The 16,535-nt window shown below is 65.1% G+C and carries 17 protein-coding genes; 11 read left to right on the top strand and 6 right to left on the bottom strand.

Going from position 1 to position 16,535, the window contains the following annotated elements; translation table 11 throughout:
• Nucleotides 1-166 precede the first annotated feature (166 nt).
• The 6 genes from rpsB to CXQ88_RS03810 all read left to right on the top strand — a co-directional run bounded on the left by rpsB (nucleotide 167) and on the right by CXQ88_RS03810 (nucleotide 5,183).
• Entirely contained in the window at nucleotides 167-1,066 is a 900-nt protein-coding gene (rpsB, locus tag CXQ88_RS03835) for a 30S ribosomal protein S2 (RefSeq protein ID WP_104042845.1), read from the top strand.
• Between the two features lie 127 nt (nucleotides 1,067-1,193).
• The gene (tsf, locus tag CXQ88_RS03830) at nucleotides 1,194-2,030 is read left to right on the top strand and encodes a translation elongation factor Ts (RefSeq protein ID WP_104042844.1); all 837 of its coding nucleotides are present in this window, start codon (nucleotides 1,194-1,196) and stop codon (nucleotides 2,028-2,030) included.
• Nucleotides 2,031-2,172: 142 nt separating this feature from the next.
• Nucleotides 2,173-2,910 (top strand): UMP kinase, encoded by a 738-nt coding sequence (gene pyrH, locus CXQ88_RS03825; protein ID WP_104042843.1) that lies wholly within the window; start codon nucleotides 2,173-2,175, stop codon nucleotides 2,908-2,910.
• A gap of 126 nt (nucleotides 2,911-3,036) precedes the next feature.
• Nucleotides 3,037-3,594, top strand: coding sequence for a ribosome recycling factor (gene frr, locus CXQ88_RS03820; protein ID WP_104042842.1), 558 nt, complete (start codon nucleotides 3,037-3,039; stop codon nucleotides 3,592-3,594).
• Nucleotides 3,594-4,517 (top strand): phosphatidate cytidylyltransferase, encoded by a 924-nt coding sequence (locus tag CXQ88_RS03815; protein WP_104042841.1) that lies wholly within the window; start codon nucleotides 3,594-3,596, stop codon nucleotides 4,515-4,517. Before frr ends, CXQ88_RS03815 begins: the two co-directional genes overlap by 1 nt.
• 81 nt (nucleotides 4,518-4,598) lie before the next feature.
• On the top strand, nucleotides 4,599-5,183 hold the full coding sequence (locus tag CXQ88_RS03810; protein WP_104042840.1) for a DivIVA domain-containing protein: 585 nt from the start codon (nucleotides 4,599-4,601) through the stop codon (nucleotides 5,181-5,183).
• A 75-nt stretch (nucleotides 5,184-5,258) separates the two neighbouring features.
• Here CXQ88_RS03810 and CXQ88_RS03805 read toward each other — a convergent pair whose 3' ends face one another.
• The 4 genes from CXQ88_RS03805 to CXQ88_RS03790 are packed head-to-tail and all read right to left on the bottom strand — an operon-like array spanning nucleotide 5,259 to nucleotide 9,039.
• A complete protein-coding gene (locus CXQ88_RS03805) occupies nucleotides 5,259-6,725 on the bottom strand; it encodes a sodium/solute symporter (RefSeq protein WP_104042839.1) in 1,467 nt (488 codons plus the stop codon).
• A 7-nt stretch (nucleotides 6,726-6,732) separates the two neighbouring features.
• Complete coding sequence (locus CXQ88_RS03800; protein WP_104042838.1) at nucleotides 6,733-7,083, bottom strand: hypothetical protein; 351 nt, start codon at nucleotides 7,081-7,083, stop codon at nucleotides 6,733-6,735.
• A complete protein-coding gene (locus CXQ88_RS03795) occupies nucleotides 7,080-7,796 on the bottom strand; it encodes a LytR/AlgR family response regulator transcription factor (RefSeq protein ID WP_104042837.1) in 717 nt (238 codons plus the stop codon). Before CXQ88_RS03795 ends, CXQ88_RS03800 begins: the two co-directional genes overlap by 4 nt.
• A gap of 34 nt (nucleotides 7,797-7,830) precedes the next feature.
• Nucleotides 7,831-9,039 carry a sensor histidine kinase gene (locus CXQ88_RS03790; RefSeq protein WP_104043057.1) on the bottom strand — a complete coding sequence of 403 codons (1,209 nt, stop codon included), beginning with the start codon at nucleotides 9,037-9,039 and terminating at the stop codon, nucleotides 7,831-7,833.
• A gap of 180 nt (nucleotides 9,040-9,219) precedes the next feature.
• Between CXQ88_RS03790 and CXQ88_RS03785 the strand changes: the two genes are divergently transcribed.
• Nucleotides 9,220-9,600, top strand: a complete 381-nt coding sequence (locus CXQ88_RS03785; RefSeq protein ID WP_104042836.1) for a DUF485 domain-containing protein — start codon at nucleotides 9,220-9,222, stop codon at nucleotides 9,598-9,600.
• Entirely contained in the window at nucleotides 9,597-11,213 is a 1,617-nt protein-coding gene (locus CXQ88_RS03780) for a solute symporter family protein (RefSeq protein WP_104042835.1), read from the top strand. The genes CXQ88_RS03785 and CXQ88_RS03780 overlap by 4 nt, the downstream gene beginning before the upstream one ends.
• Nucleotides 11,214-11,369: 156 nt before the next feature.
• Here the strand turns inward: CXQ88_RS03780 and CXQ88_RS03775 are convergent, their stop codons facing one another.
• Nucleotides 11,370-11,969: a hypothetical protein gene (locus CXQ88_RS03775; RefSeq protein ID WP_258061677.1), complete on the bottom strand. Its 600-nt coding sequence runs from the start codon at nucleotides 11,967-11,969 to the stop codon at nucleotides 11,370-11,372.
• Between the two features lie 131 nt (nucleotides 11,970-12,100).
• Nucleotides 12,101-12,574 (bottom strand): Lrp/AsnC family transcriptional regulator, encoded by a 474-nt coding sequence (locus CXQ88_RS03770; RefSeq protein WP_104042834.1) that lies wholly within the window; start codon nucleotides 12,572-12,574, stop codon nucleotides 12,101-12,103.
• Between the two features lie 192 nt (nucleotides 12,575-12,766).
• Between CXQ88_RS03770 and pdhA the strand changes: the two genes are divergently transcribed.
• The 3 genes from pdhA to CXQ88_RS03755 are packed head-to-tail and all read left to right on the top strand — an operon-like array spanning nucleotide 12,767 to nucleotide 16,421.
• Nucleotides 12,767-13,957, top strand: a complete 1,191-nt coding sequence (pdhA, locus tag CXQ88_RS03765; RefSeq protein WP_104042833.1) for a pyruvate dehydrogenase (acetyl-transferring) E1 component subunit alpha — start codon at nucleotides 12,767-12,769, stop codon at nucleotides 13,955-13,957.
• Nucleotides 13,957-14,967, top strand: a complete 1,011-nt coding sequence (locus tag CXQ88_RS03760) for an alpha-ketoacid dehydrogenase subunit beta (protein ID WP_104042832.1) — start codon at nucleotides 13,957-13,959, stop codon at nucleotides 14,965-14,967. Before pdhA ends, CXQ88_RS03760 begins: the two co-directional genes overlap by 1 nt.
• Entirely contained in the window at nucleotides 14,964-16,421 is a 1,458-nt protein-coding gene (locus CXQ88_RS03755; protein WP_258061676.1) for a dihydrolipoamide acetyltransferase family protein, read from the top strand. Before CXQ88_RS03760 ends, CXQ88_RS03755 begins: the two co-directional genes overlap by 4 nt.
• The last annotated feature ends 114 nt before the right edge of the window (nucleotides 16,422-16,535 follow it).

Here is a 16,535-nt window from a genome sequence, read left to right as displayed (position 1 = left end):
CCACGGAGGATCATGCTTCTTGCGGTCAGCACCCTGGTGCTGATGAGAAGCGCGATGGATGCCAGGAGCACGGCCCGCCCGGGCCACGCTAATCAACCGTCAACTATTGGCAGGGTAAGAAGCCTTAGGGCTTTCTCATGAATGACCTGCCGGAAGGAGCGCCGGCATGCCCGTCGTAACTATGCGCCAGCTGCTTGACAGCGGCGTCCACTTTGGACACCAGACCCGCCGTTGGAACCCGAAGATGAAGCGCTTCATCTTCACGGAGCGCAATGGCATCTACATCATCGACCTTCAGCAGTCGCTGTCCTACATCGACCGCGCCTACGAGTTCGTGAAGGCCACCGTCGCACACGGCGGCACCGTACTCTTTGTCGGCACCAAGAAGCAGGCACAGGAAGCAATTGCCGAGCAGGCAACCCGCGTTGGCCAGCCCTACGTCAACCAGCGTTGGCTCGGCGGTATGCTGACCAACTTCCAGACCGTCTCCAAGCGCATCCAGCGCATGAAGGAACTGGAAGAGATCGACTTCGACGACGTCGCCGGTTCCGCGTACACCAAGAAGGAACTGCTGCTCCTTCGCCGCGAACTCACCAAACTTGAGACCAACCTCGGCGGTATCCGCAACCTGACCAAGGCACCCTCGGTGCTCTGGATCGTGGACACCAAGAAGGAACACCTTGCTGTTGACGAAGCCAAGAAGCTGAACATCCCGGTTGTGGCCATCCTGGACACCAACTGCGATCCGGACGAAGTCGACTTCCCGATCCCGGGCAACGACGACGCCATCCGCTCCGTGAACCTCCTGACCCGCGTTGTTGCCGACGCCGTTGCCGAAGGCCTCATCGCCCGCAACAACCGCGCCACCGGCACCACCGAAGCTCCGGAAGAGCCCCTGGCTGAGTGGGAGCGTGAGCTTCTCGAAGGCAGCAAGGCTGAAGAAGCCGCCGCTCCTGCTGCTCCGGCAGAAGAGGCTGCAGCACCGGCTGCTGCCGAGGCTCCCGCTGCTGAGGCCCCCGCTGCCGAAGCTCCCGCCGCCGAAGCTCCGGCTGAAGACGCCAAGTAACAAGTAAATCTGGATTCTCCTGCGCCGCTTGCGGCGCCGGAGCTGCTGACAGGATGGCGGCCCACCAGGTGGGCTGCTGTCCTGTCAGTCCGTACACCACAACAAATTTCTAGACAGAGGGGTTCACATGGCGAACTACACTGCCGCGGACATCAAGGCCCTGCGCGAGCGCACCGGCGCCGGCATGATGGACGTCAAGAAGGCTCTTGACGAAGCTAACGGTGACGCCGAGAAGGCCATCGAAATCATCCGCATCAAGGGCCTCAAGGGCGCTACCAAGCGCGAGGGCCGCTCCACCGCCGAAGGCCTGGTGGCCGCCAAGGTCAGCAACGGCGTCGGCGTTATGATCGAGGTCAACTGCGAGACTGACTTCGTCGCCAAGGCTGACAAGTTCATCCAGCTGGCTGACAAGGTCCTGGCCGTTGCAGTCGAGTCCGGCGCAGCCGACCTCGAGACCCTGCTGGCCACCGAAGTTGACGGCAAGCCGCTGTCCGAGGTTGTCGTCGAAGAGGGCGCAATCCTGGGCGAGAAGGTTGTTGTCCGCAGGATTTCGCGCGTCGAGGGCGGCACTGTTGACGCTTACCTGCACAAGACCTCCAAGGATCTCCCGGCACAGGTCGGCGTCCTGTTCGCTGTCGACGGTGAAGGCGAAGCCGCTGCCACCGCCGCGCACGACGTTGCAGTCCACATTGCTGCGATGTCCCCGAACTACCTGACCCGCGAGGACGTTCCGTCCGATCTCGTCGAGTCCGAGCGCCGCATCGCCGAAGAGACCGCAAAGGCCGAGGGCAAGCCCGAAGCTGCACTCACCAAGATCGTGGAAGGCCGCGTAACCGGCTTCTACAAGGGTGAGGTCCTGGTTGACCAGGCATTCGCGAAGGACGCCAAGAAGTCCGTGGCGCAGGTCCTCAAAGAGGCCGGTGTCAACGGAACCGCTTTCACGCGTTTCCGCGTCGGCTCCTAGTCGAAACTGCAAGGGGTGGCCACTTCGGTGGCCGCCCCTTTTGCATGCGCGGGGGAGGCCCCGAATGGGACAAACCCCGAATGGGACCTTTCCCCGCGCAGCAGGATAACCTTTTTTTAGAGTTCACTAACGGGAAGGCATCATGGAAGCCGTCAACACTGTAGTCCAGCCAGAGAAAAGTCGACGCCGGGTCCTCCTGAAGCTTTCCGGCGAGGTCTTCGGCGGCGGGAAGCTGGGCGTTGATCCCGAGACCGTCCGCGACGTCGCCAAGCAGATCGCAGCAGCCGTCCCCGAAGTGGAAGTGGCGATCGTTGTTGGCGGCGGGAACTTCTTCCGGGGTGCCGAACTTTCCCAGAGCGGGATGGACCGCTCCAGGGCCGACTACATGGGCATGCTCGGAACGGTGATGAACTGCCTGGCACTGCAGGATTTCCTGGAGCAGGCCGGCGTCGAAACCAGGGTCCAGAGCGCCATCACCATGGGCCAGGTAGCCGAAGCCTACATTCCCCGCCGCGCCATCCGGCACATGGAAAAGGGACGCGTGGTCATTTTCGGCGCAGGTGCCGGGCTGCCGTACTTCTCCACCGACACCGTGGCCGCCCAGCGGGCACTAGAAGTCCATGCGGACGTCGTGCTGATGGCCAAAAGCGGCGTGGACGCCGTTTACACGGCCGACCCGAAGAAGGACCCCAGTGCCGAGCGGCTCGAAACCCTCAGCTACGACGAAGCCCTCCGCCGCGACATCCGCGTGATGGACCAGACGGCGATGACCATGTGCAAGGACAACAACCTCTCTATGGTGGTCTTTGGCATGGAGGGCGAAGGCAACGTTACCCGGGCCATCCTGGGCGAGAAGCTGGGCACCCTGGTCACGGCCTAGCTACGGCTAGGATGTCTTCAGGACAGTTCCGCCCCTGCCTTCGCGGCCTGGGGCGGAAGCACCACAGAACCACGTTTGTGCATGGAACCGGCGCCCCGGACTGCACCAGAATCTTCAGGAGAGACCGTGATCGAAGAAACCTTGCTCGAAGCCGAAGAAAAGATGGACAAGGCAGTTGAGGTAGCCAAGGAAGACTTCGCTTCCATCCGCACCGGACGGGCCAATCCTGGCCTCTACAACAAGGTCCTGGTGGACTACTACGGCTCACCCACGCCATTGCAGCAGCTCGCCTCGTTCGCCATTCCGGACGCCCGCACCATTCTCATCACCCCCTTTGACAAGACGGCACTCCGCGACATCGAACGTGCGCTCAGCGATTCTGAGGTCGGCGCCAACCCGTCCAACGACGGCAACGTCATCCGTATCACCATTCCGGAGCTGACCAAGGAACGTCGCAAGGAGTACGTCAAGATCGTCAAGACCAAGGGCGAGGACGCCAAGGTCTCCATCCGCAACATCCGCCGCAAGGCCAAGGAAACCCTTGACAAGCTGGTCAAGGACGGCGAGGCCGGTGAGGATGAGGGCACCCGCGCCGAAAAGGAACTGGACGGCCTCACCAAGGCGCACGTGGACGGCATCGACGAGCTGCTGAAGCGCAAGGAAGCAGAGCTGCTCGAAGTCTGATGGGCCAGGCAGAGCAGGCCCCGGTACAACGGGCGCGCACACGGGGGAAGCAGCCCAGGACCAACCCGACGCCGAAGGCCGGGCGGAACCTGCCGGCCGCGGTGGTGGTGGGCCTGGCCATGCTCTTCGCTGTGCTGGGCGGGCTCCTGTTCCTCCCTCTTGGCTTTGTTGCGGTCACCACCGCCTTCGCTGTTTTTGGGGTGTGGGAAATCTTCCGTGCCCTGGAGGCGAACGGGACCAGGATGCCCATCGTGCCGGTGATGACCGGTACGGTGGCGATGCCCTTTGCCGCTTATTTCGGCGGCATCGAGAGCCTGCTTTTCGCCATGCTGTTGAGCTCGGTGGCCGTGCTGCTGTGGCGTTCCGTCGAGAGCGCTGCCGGCTCGGCCAACAGCATCTTCGCGGGCGTCTTCACCCTGGGCTGGGTGCCGTTCTTCATCAGCTTCGCGGCGCTCCCGCTGCATGCTTCGGGCGGCGCTACCCCGCTGGGGTTTTGGCCGGGAGGAACAATTCCCGACGGTGCGTGGCAGGTGGCGGTAATGCTGCTGCTGGTGGTATCCAACGACACTTTCGGCTATCTCGTGGGCGCGTCCCTGGGCAAGCACCCGATGGCGCCCAAGATCAGCCCGAAGAAATCCTGGGAAGGGTTTGCCGGTTCCATCGGCGGTGCGATACTGATCGGCGTCCTTGCCAGCCTCTTTCTGCTGGACAAACCCTGGTGGGTGGGTGTGGTCCTCGCGGTGGGACTCGTTGCGGCATCGACAGCCGGTGACCTCGCCGAATCCATGGTTAAACGCGAACTGGGCGTCAAGGACATGAGCAGCATCCTGCCAGGGCACGGCGGCGTCATGGACCGGCTGGACTCCATAGTTTTTGCAGCCCCGGCGGCTTTTGTCCTGTACGGCCTCGTTTCGTGGGCCTGAAACACACACCCCCGCCGGACCCGGACGCCAATAGACTGGTGCAGGAGCGGTACGGCTTGAAGAGCATCGAAGGAACTGAAAGTGGCATTGGACATTCATCGGCAGATCCCTGCGTCCTTTGAGCGGGTGCAGCGCAGCGATTACGGCTACAACGCCAAGCAGGTGGACCAGTTCCTGCAGCGGGCGCGGGTATCACTTGAAACCCCCGACGCTGCGGCGGAGCCTGTCAACAGTGCTGATGTCAGAGCTGTGTCCTTTGATCCGGTCAAAGGCGGTTACTCCGCCGCTGTTGTGGACGCAGCCCTGGACCGCCTGGAAGACGCTTTTGCCCGCCGGGAGCGGGACGAGTTGATCGCTGCCCGTGGCGAAGATGCGTGGCTGCGCGAAATCGGCAACCTGTCCGGCATCCTCCGCGGCCGGCTGCACCGGCCGGACGGCGACCGCTTCCGCCGCCCCGCAAAGAAGAAGGCCCGCAGCTACAACACTGCTGACGTGGACCGGCTGTGCCACGAACTCATCGGCTACCTCGAACAGGACAAGCCGCTGAGCGTCGATAACGTGCGCCGGGCAGTCTTCCGTCCCGCGGTCGGCCGGGACGGGTACGAGGAAACCCAGGTGGACGCCTTCCTGGACCGCGTGGTTGAACTGATGGCAGCCATCGACTGACCCGCACTCAGTCTCCCGCCGGCGTGCGTCCCGCACGCCGGACGCGCTGCCGCCCTCGGTGGACAGGGCGTAATTCTAGCGCTCGGTTGCCAGCGGCCGTTCCGGGGTGTGGAGCCGGGTCATGACCCGGGACATCGTCTTGGGGACCCTCCGAACGGTGGCACGCGAAACAACCACCATCACGGCGAAGGCAGCCGGCACTGTCCAGGCCGCAGGCTGTGCGAGCCAGGGCGCCAGGTTGGCCGCGCCCGCCACGGCGCCCGCGATCATCGCCCCGCCGCACAGCACCCCGCCTGTCAGCATCCCGGCGATGGCACCGGCGTCGGTAAGCCCACGCCACCAGATGCCCAGCAGGAGTACCGGGCAGACCGTGGAGGCGGTGAAGGCGAAAACCAGGCCCACGCTTCCGGCAAGCGCCAGCGAGTCCGTCATGGACGCGAAAGCCAACGGCACCACGATCGAGATCACCGCCGCCAGCCGGAAGCCGCCCACGCCGGCGCCCAGGACGTCCTGGCTGATAACCCCGGCAAGGGACACCACCAGGCCCGATGTGGTGGAGAGGAAGGCGGCAAAGGCGCCGGCCACCACAAAGGCTGAGAGCAGGTCGCCTGCGGCACCGCCCACCAGTTCGGCGGGGAGCAGCAGCACCATGGCATCGGCCTGGTTGGCGCGGGCAAGGCCGGGCGCGAACATTCTGCCCACCAGTCCGTAGGCCGTGGGAAACAGGTAGAACACGGACAGCAGGCCCAGGACGATCAGCGTGGTCCGCCGGGCCGAGTGCCCGTCCGGGTTGGTGTAAAAGCGCACCAGCACGTGCGGCAGCCCGAGGGTGCCGAAGAGGAGGGCCACCAGCAGCGACACGTTCTGGTAGACCCCGGCGGGGGCCAGATTCGTCGGGTTCACGGCAGGCGGAGACAGGGCAGGAGTGCCGTTTCCTGCGAGCACAAAAACGATGAAGAGGATAGGAACCGCCAGGGCGGTGAGCTTGAGCCAGTACTGGAAGGCCTGGACAAAAGTGATGGAACGCATGCCGCCGGCAACCACCGTCAGGCACACAACTATCACCACAGCCACCGATCCCACCCAGGACGGCAGTCCTGTGGTGATCCGGATGGTCAAAGCGGCTCCGTGGAGCTGGGGCACAATGTACAGCCAGCCCACCAGGACCACCACGAGGCTGGTGACCTTCCGGACCGCCCGCGAGTCCAGCCTGGCCTCGGTGAAATCAGGAATCGTGTAGGCGCCGGAGCGCCGCAGCGGCGCGGCAACAAACAGAAGCAGCATCAGGTACCCGGCCGTGTAGCCCACCGGAAACCATAAAGCGTCCGTCCCGGACAGCAGGATGAGTCCGGCAACACCGAGGAAGCTTGCGGCGGAGAGGTACTCTCCGCCAATGGCCGAGGCATTCCACCAGGGCCGAACGGTTCGGGAAGCAACATAGAAATCGCCCGTGGTCCGCGAGATCCGCAGGCCGTAGAAGCCGATCACCGCAGTGGCCACGGACACCACGGCGAGCGCGGCTATGGCCACGCCTGGATTCATGGCGCCGTCACTGGTCCTTCGCCAGGTCCCGGTACCGCGCCTCATTGCGGGCGGCGGTCCGGATGTACAGCCAGGCGCTGAGCCCGGTAAGGGGGTAGATGCCGGCACCCAGGAGAAGCCAGTCAAAGGGGATCCCCGCGATGCGGGTCTCCCGCAGGCCGGGAACCACACCCAGCAGCAGCGGGAAGGCGCCTAGGATCAGCAGGAAACCGGCAGCCACCACCAGGGCCAGCCGCAGCTGGGACCGGATGAGCGACCTGACGAAGACCTGCCCCACCTCGGAGTCCTGCGCCGCCTCCCGGCTGTCGCGGGGAGGAAGCGCTGCCGAGCGCGGTGCAGTGACCCGTACCCTGCTCATGCGTGCGGCCTGATCCGGGTGGCGCCCAGCTTTTCCCGCACGGTTGGCAGGTGGCGCCGGCTGATGGGAAGGCCCGCACCGGCAACGGTGACGCTGGGACCGTCTGCCGCCAGCTTCATTGATGTCACGTGCTTCAGGGCAACGAGGTAGGAGCGGTGCGTCCGGATGAAGCCCGCGTCCGCCCACTGCTGCTCGAGGTCAGCCAGCGGAACCCGGATCAGGTAGCTCGCATCTGCCGTGTGCAGCCGTGCGTAGTCGCCCTGGGCCTGAACGTACGTCACGTCGTCACGCCTGATCATCCTGGTGGTTCCGCCCTGGTCGACGGTGATCATCTCCGGTGCGGTACCGCCGTCGCGCAGTTCACTGATGCGCCCCACGGACCTGGCCAGCCGCTCGGCCCGGACCGGCTTCAGCAGGTAATCCACGGCGGCGAGTTCGAACGCCTTCAGCGCGTAATCCTCGTCCGCGGTCACAAAGACCACCGCCGGGGGATTCCTGCTCGTGGCGATGGCGCGTGCAATATCCAGCCCGGAGACCGCCGGCATATGGATGTCCAGGAAGACGGCGTCAACAGGGCTGGCTGCCAGAGCCCGGAGGGCCTCGGTGCCGGAGGTGGCGCGGAGGACAGTGCCGATGCGGTCGTCCCGCCCCAGGAGGAAGGCCAGTTCCTCGACGGCGGGCAGCTCGTCATCGACGACGAGGACGTTAATCATGTTCCTAGGGTACTTTCCGGTGGGAGCGGCAGGTTCACGCGTCGTGGCCAGGCTGGGACTTCGGGACCCGCATGGTGATCAGCGTCCCCTCCCCGGGGGCGGTGTCGATGACCAGGCCGTGGTCATTGCCGTAGACCTGGCGGAGGCGTGCGTCCACGTTCCGCAGGCCCACGTGCTCGCCGTCGGTATGGCCGGCAAGCACGGACTGCAGCTGGGCAGGGTCCATGCCCACGCCGTCGTCCTCAATCGTCACCTCGGCGAAAGCGCCGGCGTCGTTCGCGCTGATGCTGATGTGCCCCGGCCCTTCCTTGGCCTCGAGCCCGTGCCGGACGGCGTTTTCGACCAGCGGCTGCAGGCTGAGGAAGGGGATGACGGTGCTGAGGACTTCCGGCGCCACCCGCAGGCTGACCTGGACGCGCTCGCCGAACCGGGCACGTTCCAGGAGGAGGTAGCGGTCGATGCAGCGAAGCTCCTCGGCGAGCGTGGTGAAGTCGCCGTGGCGACGGAAGGAGTAGCGGGTGAAATCGGCGAACTCCACCACCAGCTCGCGCGCCCGGGCGGGGTCGGTGTTAATGAAGGACGCTATGGCGTTGAGCGAGTTGTAGATGAAGTGCGGGCTGATCTGGGCGCGCAGGGCACGTACCTCGGCCTCCATGAGCAGTGTCCGTGACGCGTCCAGCTCCGCAAGCTCCACCTGCACGGCCACCCAGTCGGCCACCTCGCCGGTGGCCCGCACCAGTCCCGCGCTTGTTGACGGAGCGAAGGCGGCGACGGCGCCCACCACCCGGGTCCCGGCTCGCACCGGGGCAATCACCGCGGCGAGCTGACCGCCCGTGCCGCTCTTCTGGGCGCCGCCCCGCCCTGTGGGGCCGCCGGCCGGAAGAACCGCCGTCCGCCCGCCTGCCAGCACCCCTTCGGCGAGATCCATCAACCGCGGTTTCAGTTCTTCGGCTGCCCCGTCCCACGCAAGCACCCCGGTGGTATCGGTGATGGCCAGCGCCTCGCAACCCAGCAGCGTGCGCAGCTGCCGGCTGGCTTTCGCCGCACCCGCGGGGTTGAGGCCGCGACGGAGATGCTGGCCGGCCTGGGATGCCGCGTGCAGCGTGTGGTAGGTGGCGCGTTCGGCGTCCGTTCCGAGGTCGCGAAAGGAGCGCAGCACCTTGAGTCCCACGCCAACGACGACGGCGACGGCCATGGCGATCACGGCCACGGCCGCGGCGGTCAGGAGGGGGGAGTCCGGCATGGTGCCCAGCGTAATGGCGGGTGCCGTTTGTCGCAGCATCCCGACCGTTGAGCGACCGCCGGCGGGCCGGATCTGGCATGTGCCGCCGGCGCCCAGCAGAGTGATTGCAGTCACACTTGCGGTATTCCTGACAGGATTTGCGGCTGGTGTGTTCAAGGCAAGTCTCAATGAGGAGGAACGATGGGTAATGATGCCCACACTCCGGACGCAGCGGCGTCCGTGGACTTTGAACAGGTCCAGTCGACCGAGCAGTTCCAAGAACTGCGCAAGCGTCACCGCAGCTTTGTCTTCCCCATGGCAATCGCATTCCTGCTGTGGTATTTCGCATACGTCCTGCTGGCGGACTACGCCGTGGGCTTTATGTCCACCAAGGTCTGGGGCAACATCAACGTTGGCCTGATCCTCGGCCTGCTCCAGTTCGTCTCGACGTTTGCGATCACCAGCTGGTACGTCAGCTACTCCAACCGGCGGCTGGACCCCATCGCCGCGGAAATCCGTGACGAGATTGAAGGGCACGAATTTGATAAGGACGGCAACCGAGTGGGCGGGGTAAACAAATGATCGGGATTGCCACGGCGGTGGACGTCGCCGCCCTCAAGGACACCACCCTGCTGAACATGGGCGTCTTCGGCCTGTTTGTGGCCGTGACCATGGTGATTGTTTTCCGCGCCAGCCGGAACAACAAAACGGCGGCCGACTACTACGCCGCCGGCCGCTCCTTCACCGGCTCGCAGAACGGAACGGCCATCGCGGGGGACTACCTCTCGGCAGCCTCATTCCTGGGCATCACCGGAGCCATCGCCATCAACGGCTACGACGGTTTTATGTACTCCATTGGCTTCCTGGTGGCCTGGCTTGTGGCGCTGCTGCTCGTTGCCGAGCTCCTGCGCAACACAGGCAAGTTCACCATGGCGGACGTGCTGTCCTTCCGCCTCAGGCAGCGGCCCGTCCGAATCGCCGCCGCCATCTCCACCCTCGTTGTCTGCTTCTTCTACTTGCTGGCCCAGATGGCAGGCGCCGGAAGCCTTGTCTCGCTGCTGCTCGGCATCAGCGACTGGGGCGGACAGGCATTGGTAATCATCGTCGTCGGCGGCCTGATGATCATGTACGTGCTCATCGGCGGCATGAAGGGCACCACCTGGGTGCAGATCATCAAGGCAGTCCTGCTCATAGCCGGAGCAGCGGTTATGACGCTCTGGGTCCTGGCGATCTACGGCTTCAACCTCTCCAGCCTGCTGGGTGCAGCAGTGGAGACGGCCAACAATCCCGCCGTCCTCAACCCGGGCCTGCAGTACGGCAAGACCGAGACGTCCAAGCTCGACTTTATGTCCCTGGGCCTCGCGCTGGTCCTTGGAACAGCCGCCCTGCCGCACGTCCTGATGCGCTTCTACACGGTTCCAACCGCAAAGGAAGCCCGTAAGTCCGTGGTGTGGGCCATCTGGCTGATTGGCCTGTTCTACCTCTTCACCTTGGTGCTCGGCTACGGCGCAGCTGCACTCGTGGGTCCGGAAACCATCCGTACCGCACCCGGCGGCGTGAATGCCGCGGCCCCGCTGCTGGCCTTCTACCTGGGCGGACCGCTGCTGCTGGGCTTCATCTCGGCCGTCGCCTTCGCCACCATCCTCGCCGTTGTGGCCGGCCTGACCATCACCGCCGCTGCGTCCTTCGCCCATGACATTTACGCAAGTGTCATCTCCAAGGGCAAGGCCGACGCCGACACCGAAGTTAAGGTCGCCCGTCGCACCGTGGTGGTGATTGGCATCCTGGCCATCCTGGGCGGCATCCTCGCCAACGGGCAGAACGTGGCGTTCCTCGTGGCGCTGGCATTCGCCGTCGCCGCCTCCGCCAACCTGCCCACCATCGTCTACTCCCTGTTCTGGCGGAAGTTCACCACGCAGGGTGCAGTCTGGAGCATGTACGGCGGGCTTGGCGCCGCGATTGTCCTGATCATCTTCTCGCCGGTGGTTTCCGGCGGCGCAACCTCGATGATCAAGGACGCCAACTTCGCCATCTTCCCGCTGAGCAACCCGGGCATTGTGTCCATTCCGCTGGCGTTCTTCCTCGGCTGGCTGGGAACCGTCCTGGACAAGAGGCGCGAAGACACCGCCAAGCAGGCGGAGATGGAAGTCCGGTCCCTCACCGGGGTCGGGGCAGAGAAGGCAGTCAACCACTAACCCTCCGGAAGCAATTACCTGCCACTCCAGAAAGAGCCTCGGCGCTGCGGCGCCGAGGCTCTTTTTCTGCCTGTCTGTGAGCTGGTCTGTCTGTGAGCTGGTCTGTGTGGAGCCCGCCGTTGTGAGGCCGCCCTTGCGGGCTGGGCTGCGGTGGAGCTAGGCCTTCGGCCGGAGCTTGATGTTGGTCATCTTCAGCTCCTCTGTGCCTTCGAAGCGGTAGGAAAGGTCCACTTCCTTGCCGTCACAGGTGATGACACCCGCCACGTCCGCCGCCTTGACCCCGTTGTCGGTGCCCACCTCAAGGGCGTTGTAGGACGGCTTGCACGAATCATTCATCTCCAGGGTGTCCACTCCGGCGATAAACGCTTCCATTGACAACTGTTCCTTCAGGGCAGGGTCGAGGTACTCATCGTAGGCCTGCGAGCTCTGGCCGCTGATGACCATCCTGGTGAAACCGTCAGCAAGGCCCCTTGCCTGGGTGGTGGCACTCCCCACCACGTTGACCAGGATGATGATGCCCAGGACCACCAAAAGCAGGACGCCGCCGATGCTCGCCAAGATGATCCACAGTTTCCGCCGGCTCCTAACCGGGGGCTGCTGGCCCGGCAGCCCGAACGGGCCGGGCTCCGCGTACGCGCCGGCGGGAACCTGGTAGGCCCGGCCACCGTGGCCCGGCAGCTGCTGCGGGGGCAGGGATGGCTGCTGCGGCGCCTGTCGGCGTTGTCCCGGCTGGTGCGGTTCCTGAGGACTGCTCAAGATGGAGCCTTTCCGGCGTGTTGCATGGCACCGCCTGGTTGCGGGGCCCTCCCGGAACCCGTGATTAACTTGCAACAGCCTATAGCCCGCGCTGCCGCCGTCGTACTTCCATGGCAGTCCCGCGGGCGCTGTCAGCTGCCTTGCGGGCCCCGCTCCAGCAGGGGCTGCACCCGGAAGGGAATGAGCTCACCCATCGCCAGGGCAGTATCAGTCCGGTCCACGCCGTCGCACGCGAGGATCTTCCCGTTGATGCGGAAGAGGTCCTCGGCGTCCAGTGCCACCACCCGGAGCAGCAGGTCGGCGGAGCCGGTGAGTCCGTAGCCTTCGAGGATTTCCGGGACATCGGCCAGGGCTGTCGCCAGCTGGGCAAGCTTTTGCTGCTGGACATGGACGGAAATGAACGCCATCAGCGGATACCCGAGCGCCACCGGATTGATCCTGCGTTCGAAGGAAAGGAAGACGTGCTTTTTCTCCAGCTGGGCCATCCGTGCCTGCACCGTATTCCTGGACAGTCCAAGCTTCTGGGCAAGGGCCACCACCGTCCGCCGCGGATCCTGGGCCAAGGCAACTAAAAGGCGGGTGTCAGTGCCATCCAAAGCTTGCATAATGCGCAACGTTAGCACTGTCACAAGACGCCTCGCAGAGCATTGTGCTCAACGACGGCCCTGGTGGTTGTACCCAATGAGCATTGTGAGTAGGGTCACAGTATCCGGGGCAACGGCGCCCGGGGGCCGGCGGCCAGCGGGATCACAAGTCCCGAATTCCGCGGGTCAACAACGTGAGAAGGTGCGGCTATCGTGTCTACAGACGGAACGGGCCAGGACGGCGCAGATACCCCAAGTGCAGGTGCCCCAAGCACTGATGCCATGGCGGACATCCACGGGCAGGGCAGGGGCCTCGTCCAGTTGATTACTCCCTCCGGGGAGCGGGTAAGCCACCCGGAATTCGACCCCTGGGTCCAGGACATTACAGACGAGCAGTTGTGTTCGCTGTTCGAGGACATGACTGTGGTCCGGCGCATCGACGTCGAAGCCACGGCCCTGCAGAGGCAGGGTGAGCTCGCATTGTGGCCGCCGCTGCTGGGGCAGGAGGCGGCGCAGGTCGGCTCCGGCCGGTCCCTCCGCGCGGACGACTTCGTTTTTTCCAGCTACCGCGAAAACGGTGTGGCGTACTGCCGGGGTGTTGACCTGACGGACATCGTACGGGTCTGGCGCGGAAACGCGTCGTCCGGCTGGGATCCGTATTCGATCAACATGGCGACGCCGCAGATCATCATCGGCGCCCAAACCCTCCACGCCACCGGCTATGCCATGGGTATCCAGAACGATGGCGCTGATTCCGCTGCGGTCACCTACTTTGGCGACGGCGCGACCAGCGAAGGCGACGTCAGCGAGGCCATGGTCTTTGCCGCGAGCTTCCAGGTGCCCGTGGTGTTTTTCTGCACCAACAACCATTGGGCCATTTCAGAGCCGGTGCGGCTTCAGTCGCATATCCAGCTGGCGGACAGGGCGGCCGGCTTCGGCATCCCCAGCCTCCGGGTGGACGGCAACGACGTTTTGGCGGTGATGGCCGCAACGCGGGTGGCCCTGGACCGGGCCCGGCGCGGCGGCGGTCCCACCTTCATTGAAGCCGTCAGCTACCGGATGGGCCCCCACACCACTGCCGATGACCCCACCCGCTACCGGGATGCCAACGAACTTGAGGACTGGGCAGCGAAGGACCCAATCAGCCGGGTGGAAGCGCTTCTGGACCGCAAAGGCCTGCTGACGGCAGCGCTGAAGCAGCAGGTCAAGGACAGAGCCGACGCCGTTGCCCGGGAAATGCGCACAGGTTGCACCACCATGCCGGAGCCGCAGCCGCTGGACGTTTTCAAGCACGTCTACAGCACCCCCAACTCCTGGCTGGACCGGCAGCAGGACCACTACACCCGTTACCTGGCCTCCTTCGGTGATCCCGCAGAAGCCGTCTCAGAAGAAGGTGCACGCTGATGACCCAGATGACCTTTGCCCGCGCCATCAACGCCGGCCTCCGCAAATCCCTGGAGAACGACCCCAAGGTAATCCTCCTCGGCGAGGACATCGGTGCCCTGGGCGGTGTCTTCAGGATCACCGACGGGCTTCAGAAGGACTTTGGCAAGCACCGCGTGGTGGACACACCCCTGGCAGAGTCCGCCATTGTTGGAACCGCTGTGGGGCTGGCCTACCGCGGCTACCGCCCCGTGGTGGAAATCCAGTTCGACGGCTTCATATACCCGGCTTTCGACCAGATCGTCAGCCAGGTGGCCAAGCTCCACTACCGGACACGTGGTGCTGTGAAAATGCCCATCACCATCAGGGTCCCCTTCGGCGGCGGCATCGGCTCACCCGAACACCATTCGGAATCCCCGGAAGCCTACTTCACCCACACCTCCGGATTGCGGGTTGTGACCGTGTCCAACCCACAGGACGCCCACACAGTCATCCAGCAGGCCATCTCCTGCGACGACCCCGTCCTGTACTTCGAGCCCAAGCGCCGCTATCACGACAAAGCCGACGTCGATGAGTCAGTTGATCCGCACTCCGCCGCACCCATGGACAAGGCCAGGGTGCTGGCGGAAGGCGCTGACGTCACTTTGGTGGCCTACGGCCCGCTGGTGAAGACGGCCCGCGACGCCGCCCTTGCAGCCGCAGATGAAGGCATTTCCATCGAGGTCATCGACCTGCGCTCGCTGGCCCCCGTGGACTACGACACCGTTGTGGCCTCGGTCCGCAAGACCGGCCGCCTGGTCATGACCCACGAGGCCGGGCAGTCCGGAGGCCTCGGCGCGGAGGTGGCAGCCAGCATTACCGAGCGGTGCTTCTACTACCTCGAAGCGGCGCCTGTCCGCGTTACCGGCTTCGACATCCCGTACCCGTACTCCAAGTTGGAAATGCACCACCTGCCGGGCCTGGACCGCATCCTCGACGGCGTGGACCGCGCCCTGGGCCGGCCGAACTCCCTCAGCGGGCTGGAAGGATGAGCGCCACCATGATCAAGGAATTCCGGCTCCCGGACCTGGGCGAAGGGCTTACTGAATCGGAGATCCTCAGCTGGAAGGTTGGGGTGGGGGATACCGTCAGCCTCAACCAGGTAATCGCGGAGGTCGAAACCGCCAAGGCAGTGGTTGAGCTGCCGTCCCCCTTCGCCGGAGTCATCAGGGAACTGCACGAACAACCGGGAACGATCGTGGAGGTGGGCAAGCCCATCGTCTCGTTTGAGGTATCGGACGACGCCGGAACCCCCTCGCCAGGGCCCGGTACCGCCGCCTCGTCCCCGGCAGCCCCGGCAGCCCCGGCGGGCCCCGCAGCAGGGCAGGAGGGGGAGCCGGCCAAGAGGCAACCCAATCTGGTGGGGTACGGCGCCGTCGTCGAAAGCTCCGCCCGGCCGGCCCGTCGCCCCCGCAACCGGCTCCCGGTGGTTGAGTCTGTCCAGGTGATAGCCCCGGTGGTTGAGTCTGTCGAAACCCGGCCTGTCGAAACCAAAGCCCCGGTGGTTGCGTCCGTCGAAGCCCAGCCCGTCGAAGCCCAGTCCGCCGGGACCCGCCCCCGGTCTACCCCGCCCGTGCGGAAGTTTGCGAAGGACTCGGGCGTGGACCTGGCACTGGTTGCAGCGACGGGACCCCAGGGCCTGATCACCCGCGAGGACGTCCAGCACTTTCTGGATGGCAGGTCGGCGGGCGCTGCTCCCGCCCGGGAAGCAGGGGCCGCCGTCGCGCTGCAAGTTCGTCAGGGAGAGCGGGAAACCCGGACGCCCATCAAGGGCGTGCGGAAGTTCACGGCGGCCGCCATGGTGCAGAGCGCCTTCACCGCTCCCCATGTCACCGAATTCCTCACGGTGGATGTCACCCCCGCCATGGACCTGCTGGCAAAGCTCAAGGGAAGCCGCGAATTCGGCGGCCACAAGCTGACCCCGCTCACGCTGGCGGCGAAGGCTGTGCTTATCGCTCTGCGCCGGAACCCCGCCCTGAACGCCCGGTGGGACGAGGCGAATCAGGAGATCGTGACGTTCAACTACGTGAACCTCGGTATCGCCGCCGCAACACCAAGGGGACTGACTGTTCCCAATATCAAGGACGCGGACTCGCTGTCACTCCTGCAGCTCGCGGATGCCCTGGCGGAACTCACCGAAGCCGCCCGGGCGGGCAAGACCACACCGGCGGATCTGTCCGGGGGAACCATTTCGATCACTAACATCGGTGTTTTCGGGATCGACGCCGGCACGCCCATCCTCAACCCGGGGGAGGCAGCCATCCTTGCGCTGGGGGCGGTGCGGAACATGCCATGGGAGTATCAGGGCCAGGTTGCCCTGCGCCAAGTCCTCACCCTGAGCCTGTCCTTTGACCACCGCCTGGTGGACGGGGAACAGGGTTCACGCTTCCTGGCTGATGTGGGCGCGATCCTCGGGGAGCCGGGAATGGCCCTCACGATGGTGTAGCTGCCCCGGCAGCTTCTTGCGTGGCGGCCCTGGACCACACGAGCGTTGCGGCCCTGCACCGCTTATGCGGTCCAGGGCCGCTCCTGTCCCCGAGCCGCGTGTGGTCCGTGTGCT

This window comes from Arthrobacter sp. ZGTC412 (assembly GCF_002929215.1).
Lineage (GTDB): Bacteria > Actinomycetota > Actinomycetes > Actinomycetales > Micrococcaceae > Arthrobacter.
The sequence above is the reverse complement of the archived record's forward strand: the minus strand, read 5'-3'. Positions and strand labels throughout refer to the sequence as shown.

Excerpts from the sequence above, each read along its gene's own strand:
- rpsB (WP_104042845.1), top strand. The coding sequence starts at position 167 with ATGCCCGTCGTAACTATGCGCCAGCTGCTTGACAGCGGCGTCCACTTT.
- tsf (WP_104042844.1), top strand. The coding sequence starts at position 1,194 with ATGGCGAACTACACTGCCGCGGACATCAAGGCCCTGCGCGAGCGCACC.
- pyrH (WP_104042843.1), top strand. The coding sequence starts at position 2,173 with ATGGAAGCCGTCAACACTGTAGTCCAGCCAGAGAAAAGTCGACGCCGG.
- CXQ88_RS03815 (WP_104042841.1), top strand. The coding sequence starts at position 3,594 with ATGGGCCAGGCAGAGCAGGCCCCGGTACAACGGGCGCGCACACGGGGG.
- CXQ88_RS03805 (WP_104042839.1), bottom strand. The coding sequence starts at position 6,725 with ATGAATCCAGGCGTGGCCATAGCCGCGCTCGCCGTGGTGTCCGTGGCC.
- CXQ88_RS03800 (WP_104042838.1), bottom strand. The coding sequence starts at position 7,083 with ATGAGCAGGGTACGGGTCACTGCACCGCGCTCGGCAGCGCTTCCTCCC.
- CXQ88_RS03795 (WP_104042837.1), bottom strand. The coding sequence starts at position 7,796 with ATGATTAACGTCCTCGTCGTCGATGACGAGCTGCCCGCCGTCGAGGAA.
- CXQ88_RS03790 (WP_104043057.1), bottom strand. The coding sequence starts at position 9,039 with ATGCCGGACTCCCCCCTCCTGACCGCCGCGGCCGTGGCCGTGATCGCC.
- CXQ88_RS03785 (WP_104042836.1), top strand. The coding sequence starts at position 9,220 with ATGGGTAATGATGCCCACACTCCGGACGCAGCGGCGTCCGTGGACTTT.
- CXQ88_RS03780 (WP_104042835.1), top strand. The coding sequence starts at position 9,597 with ATGATCGGGATTGCCACGGCGGTGGACGTCGCCGCCCTCAAGGACACC.
- CXQ88_RS03770 (WP_104042834.1), bottom strand. The coding sequence starts at position 12,574 with ATGCAAGCTTTGGATGGCACTGACACCCGCCTTTTAGTTGCCTTGGCC.
- CXQ88_RS03760 (WP_104042832.1), top strand. The coding sequence starts at position 13,957 with ATGACCCAGATGACCTTTGCCCGCGCCATCAACGCCGGCCTCCGCAAA.
- CXQ88_RS03755 (WP_258061676.1), top strand. The coding sequence starts at position 14,964 with ATGAGCGCCACCATGATCAAGGAATTCCGGCTCCCGGACCTGGGCGAA.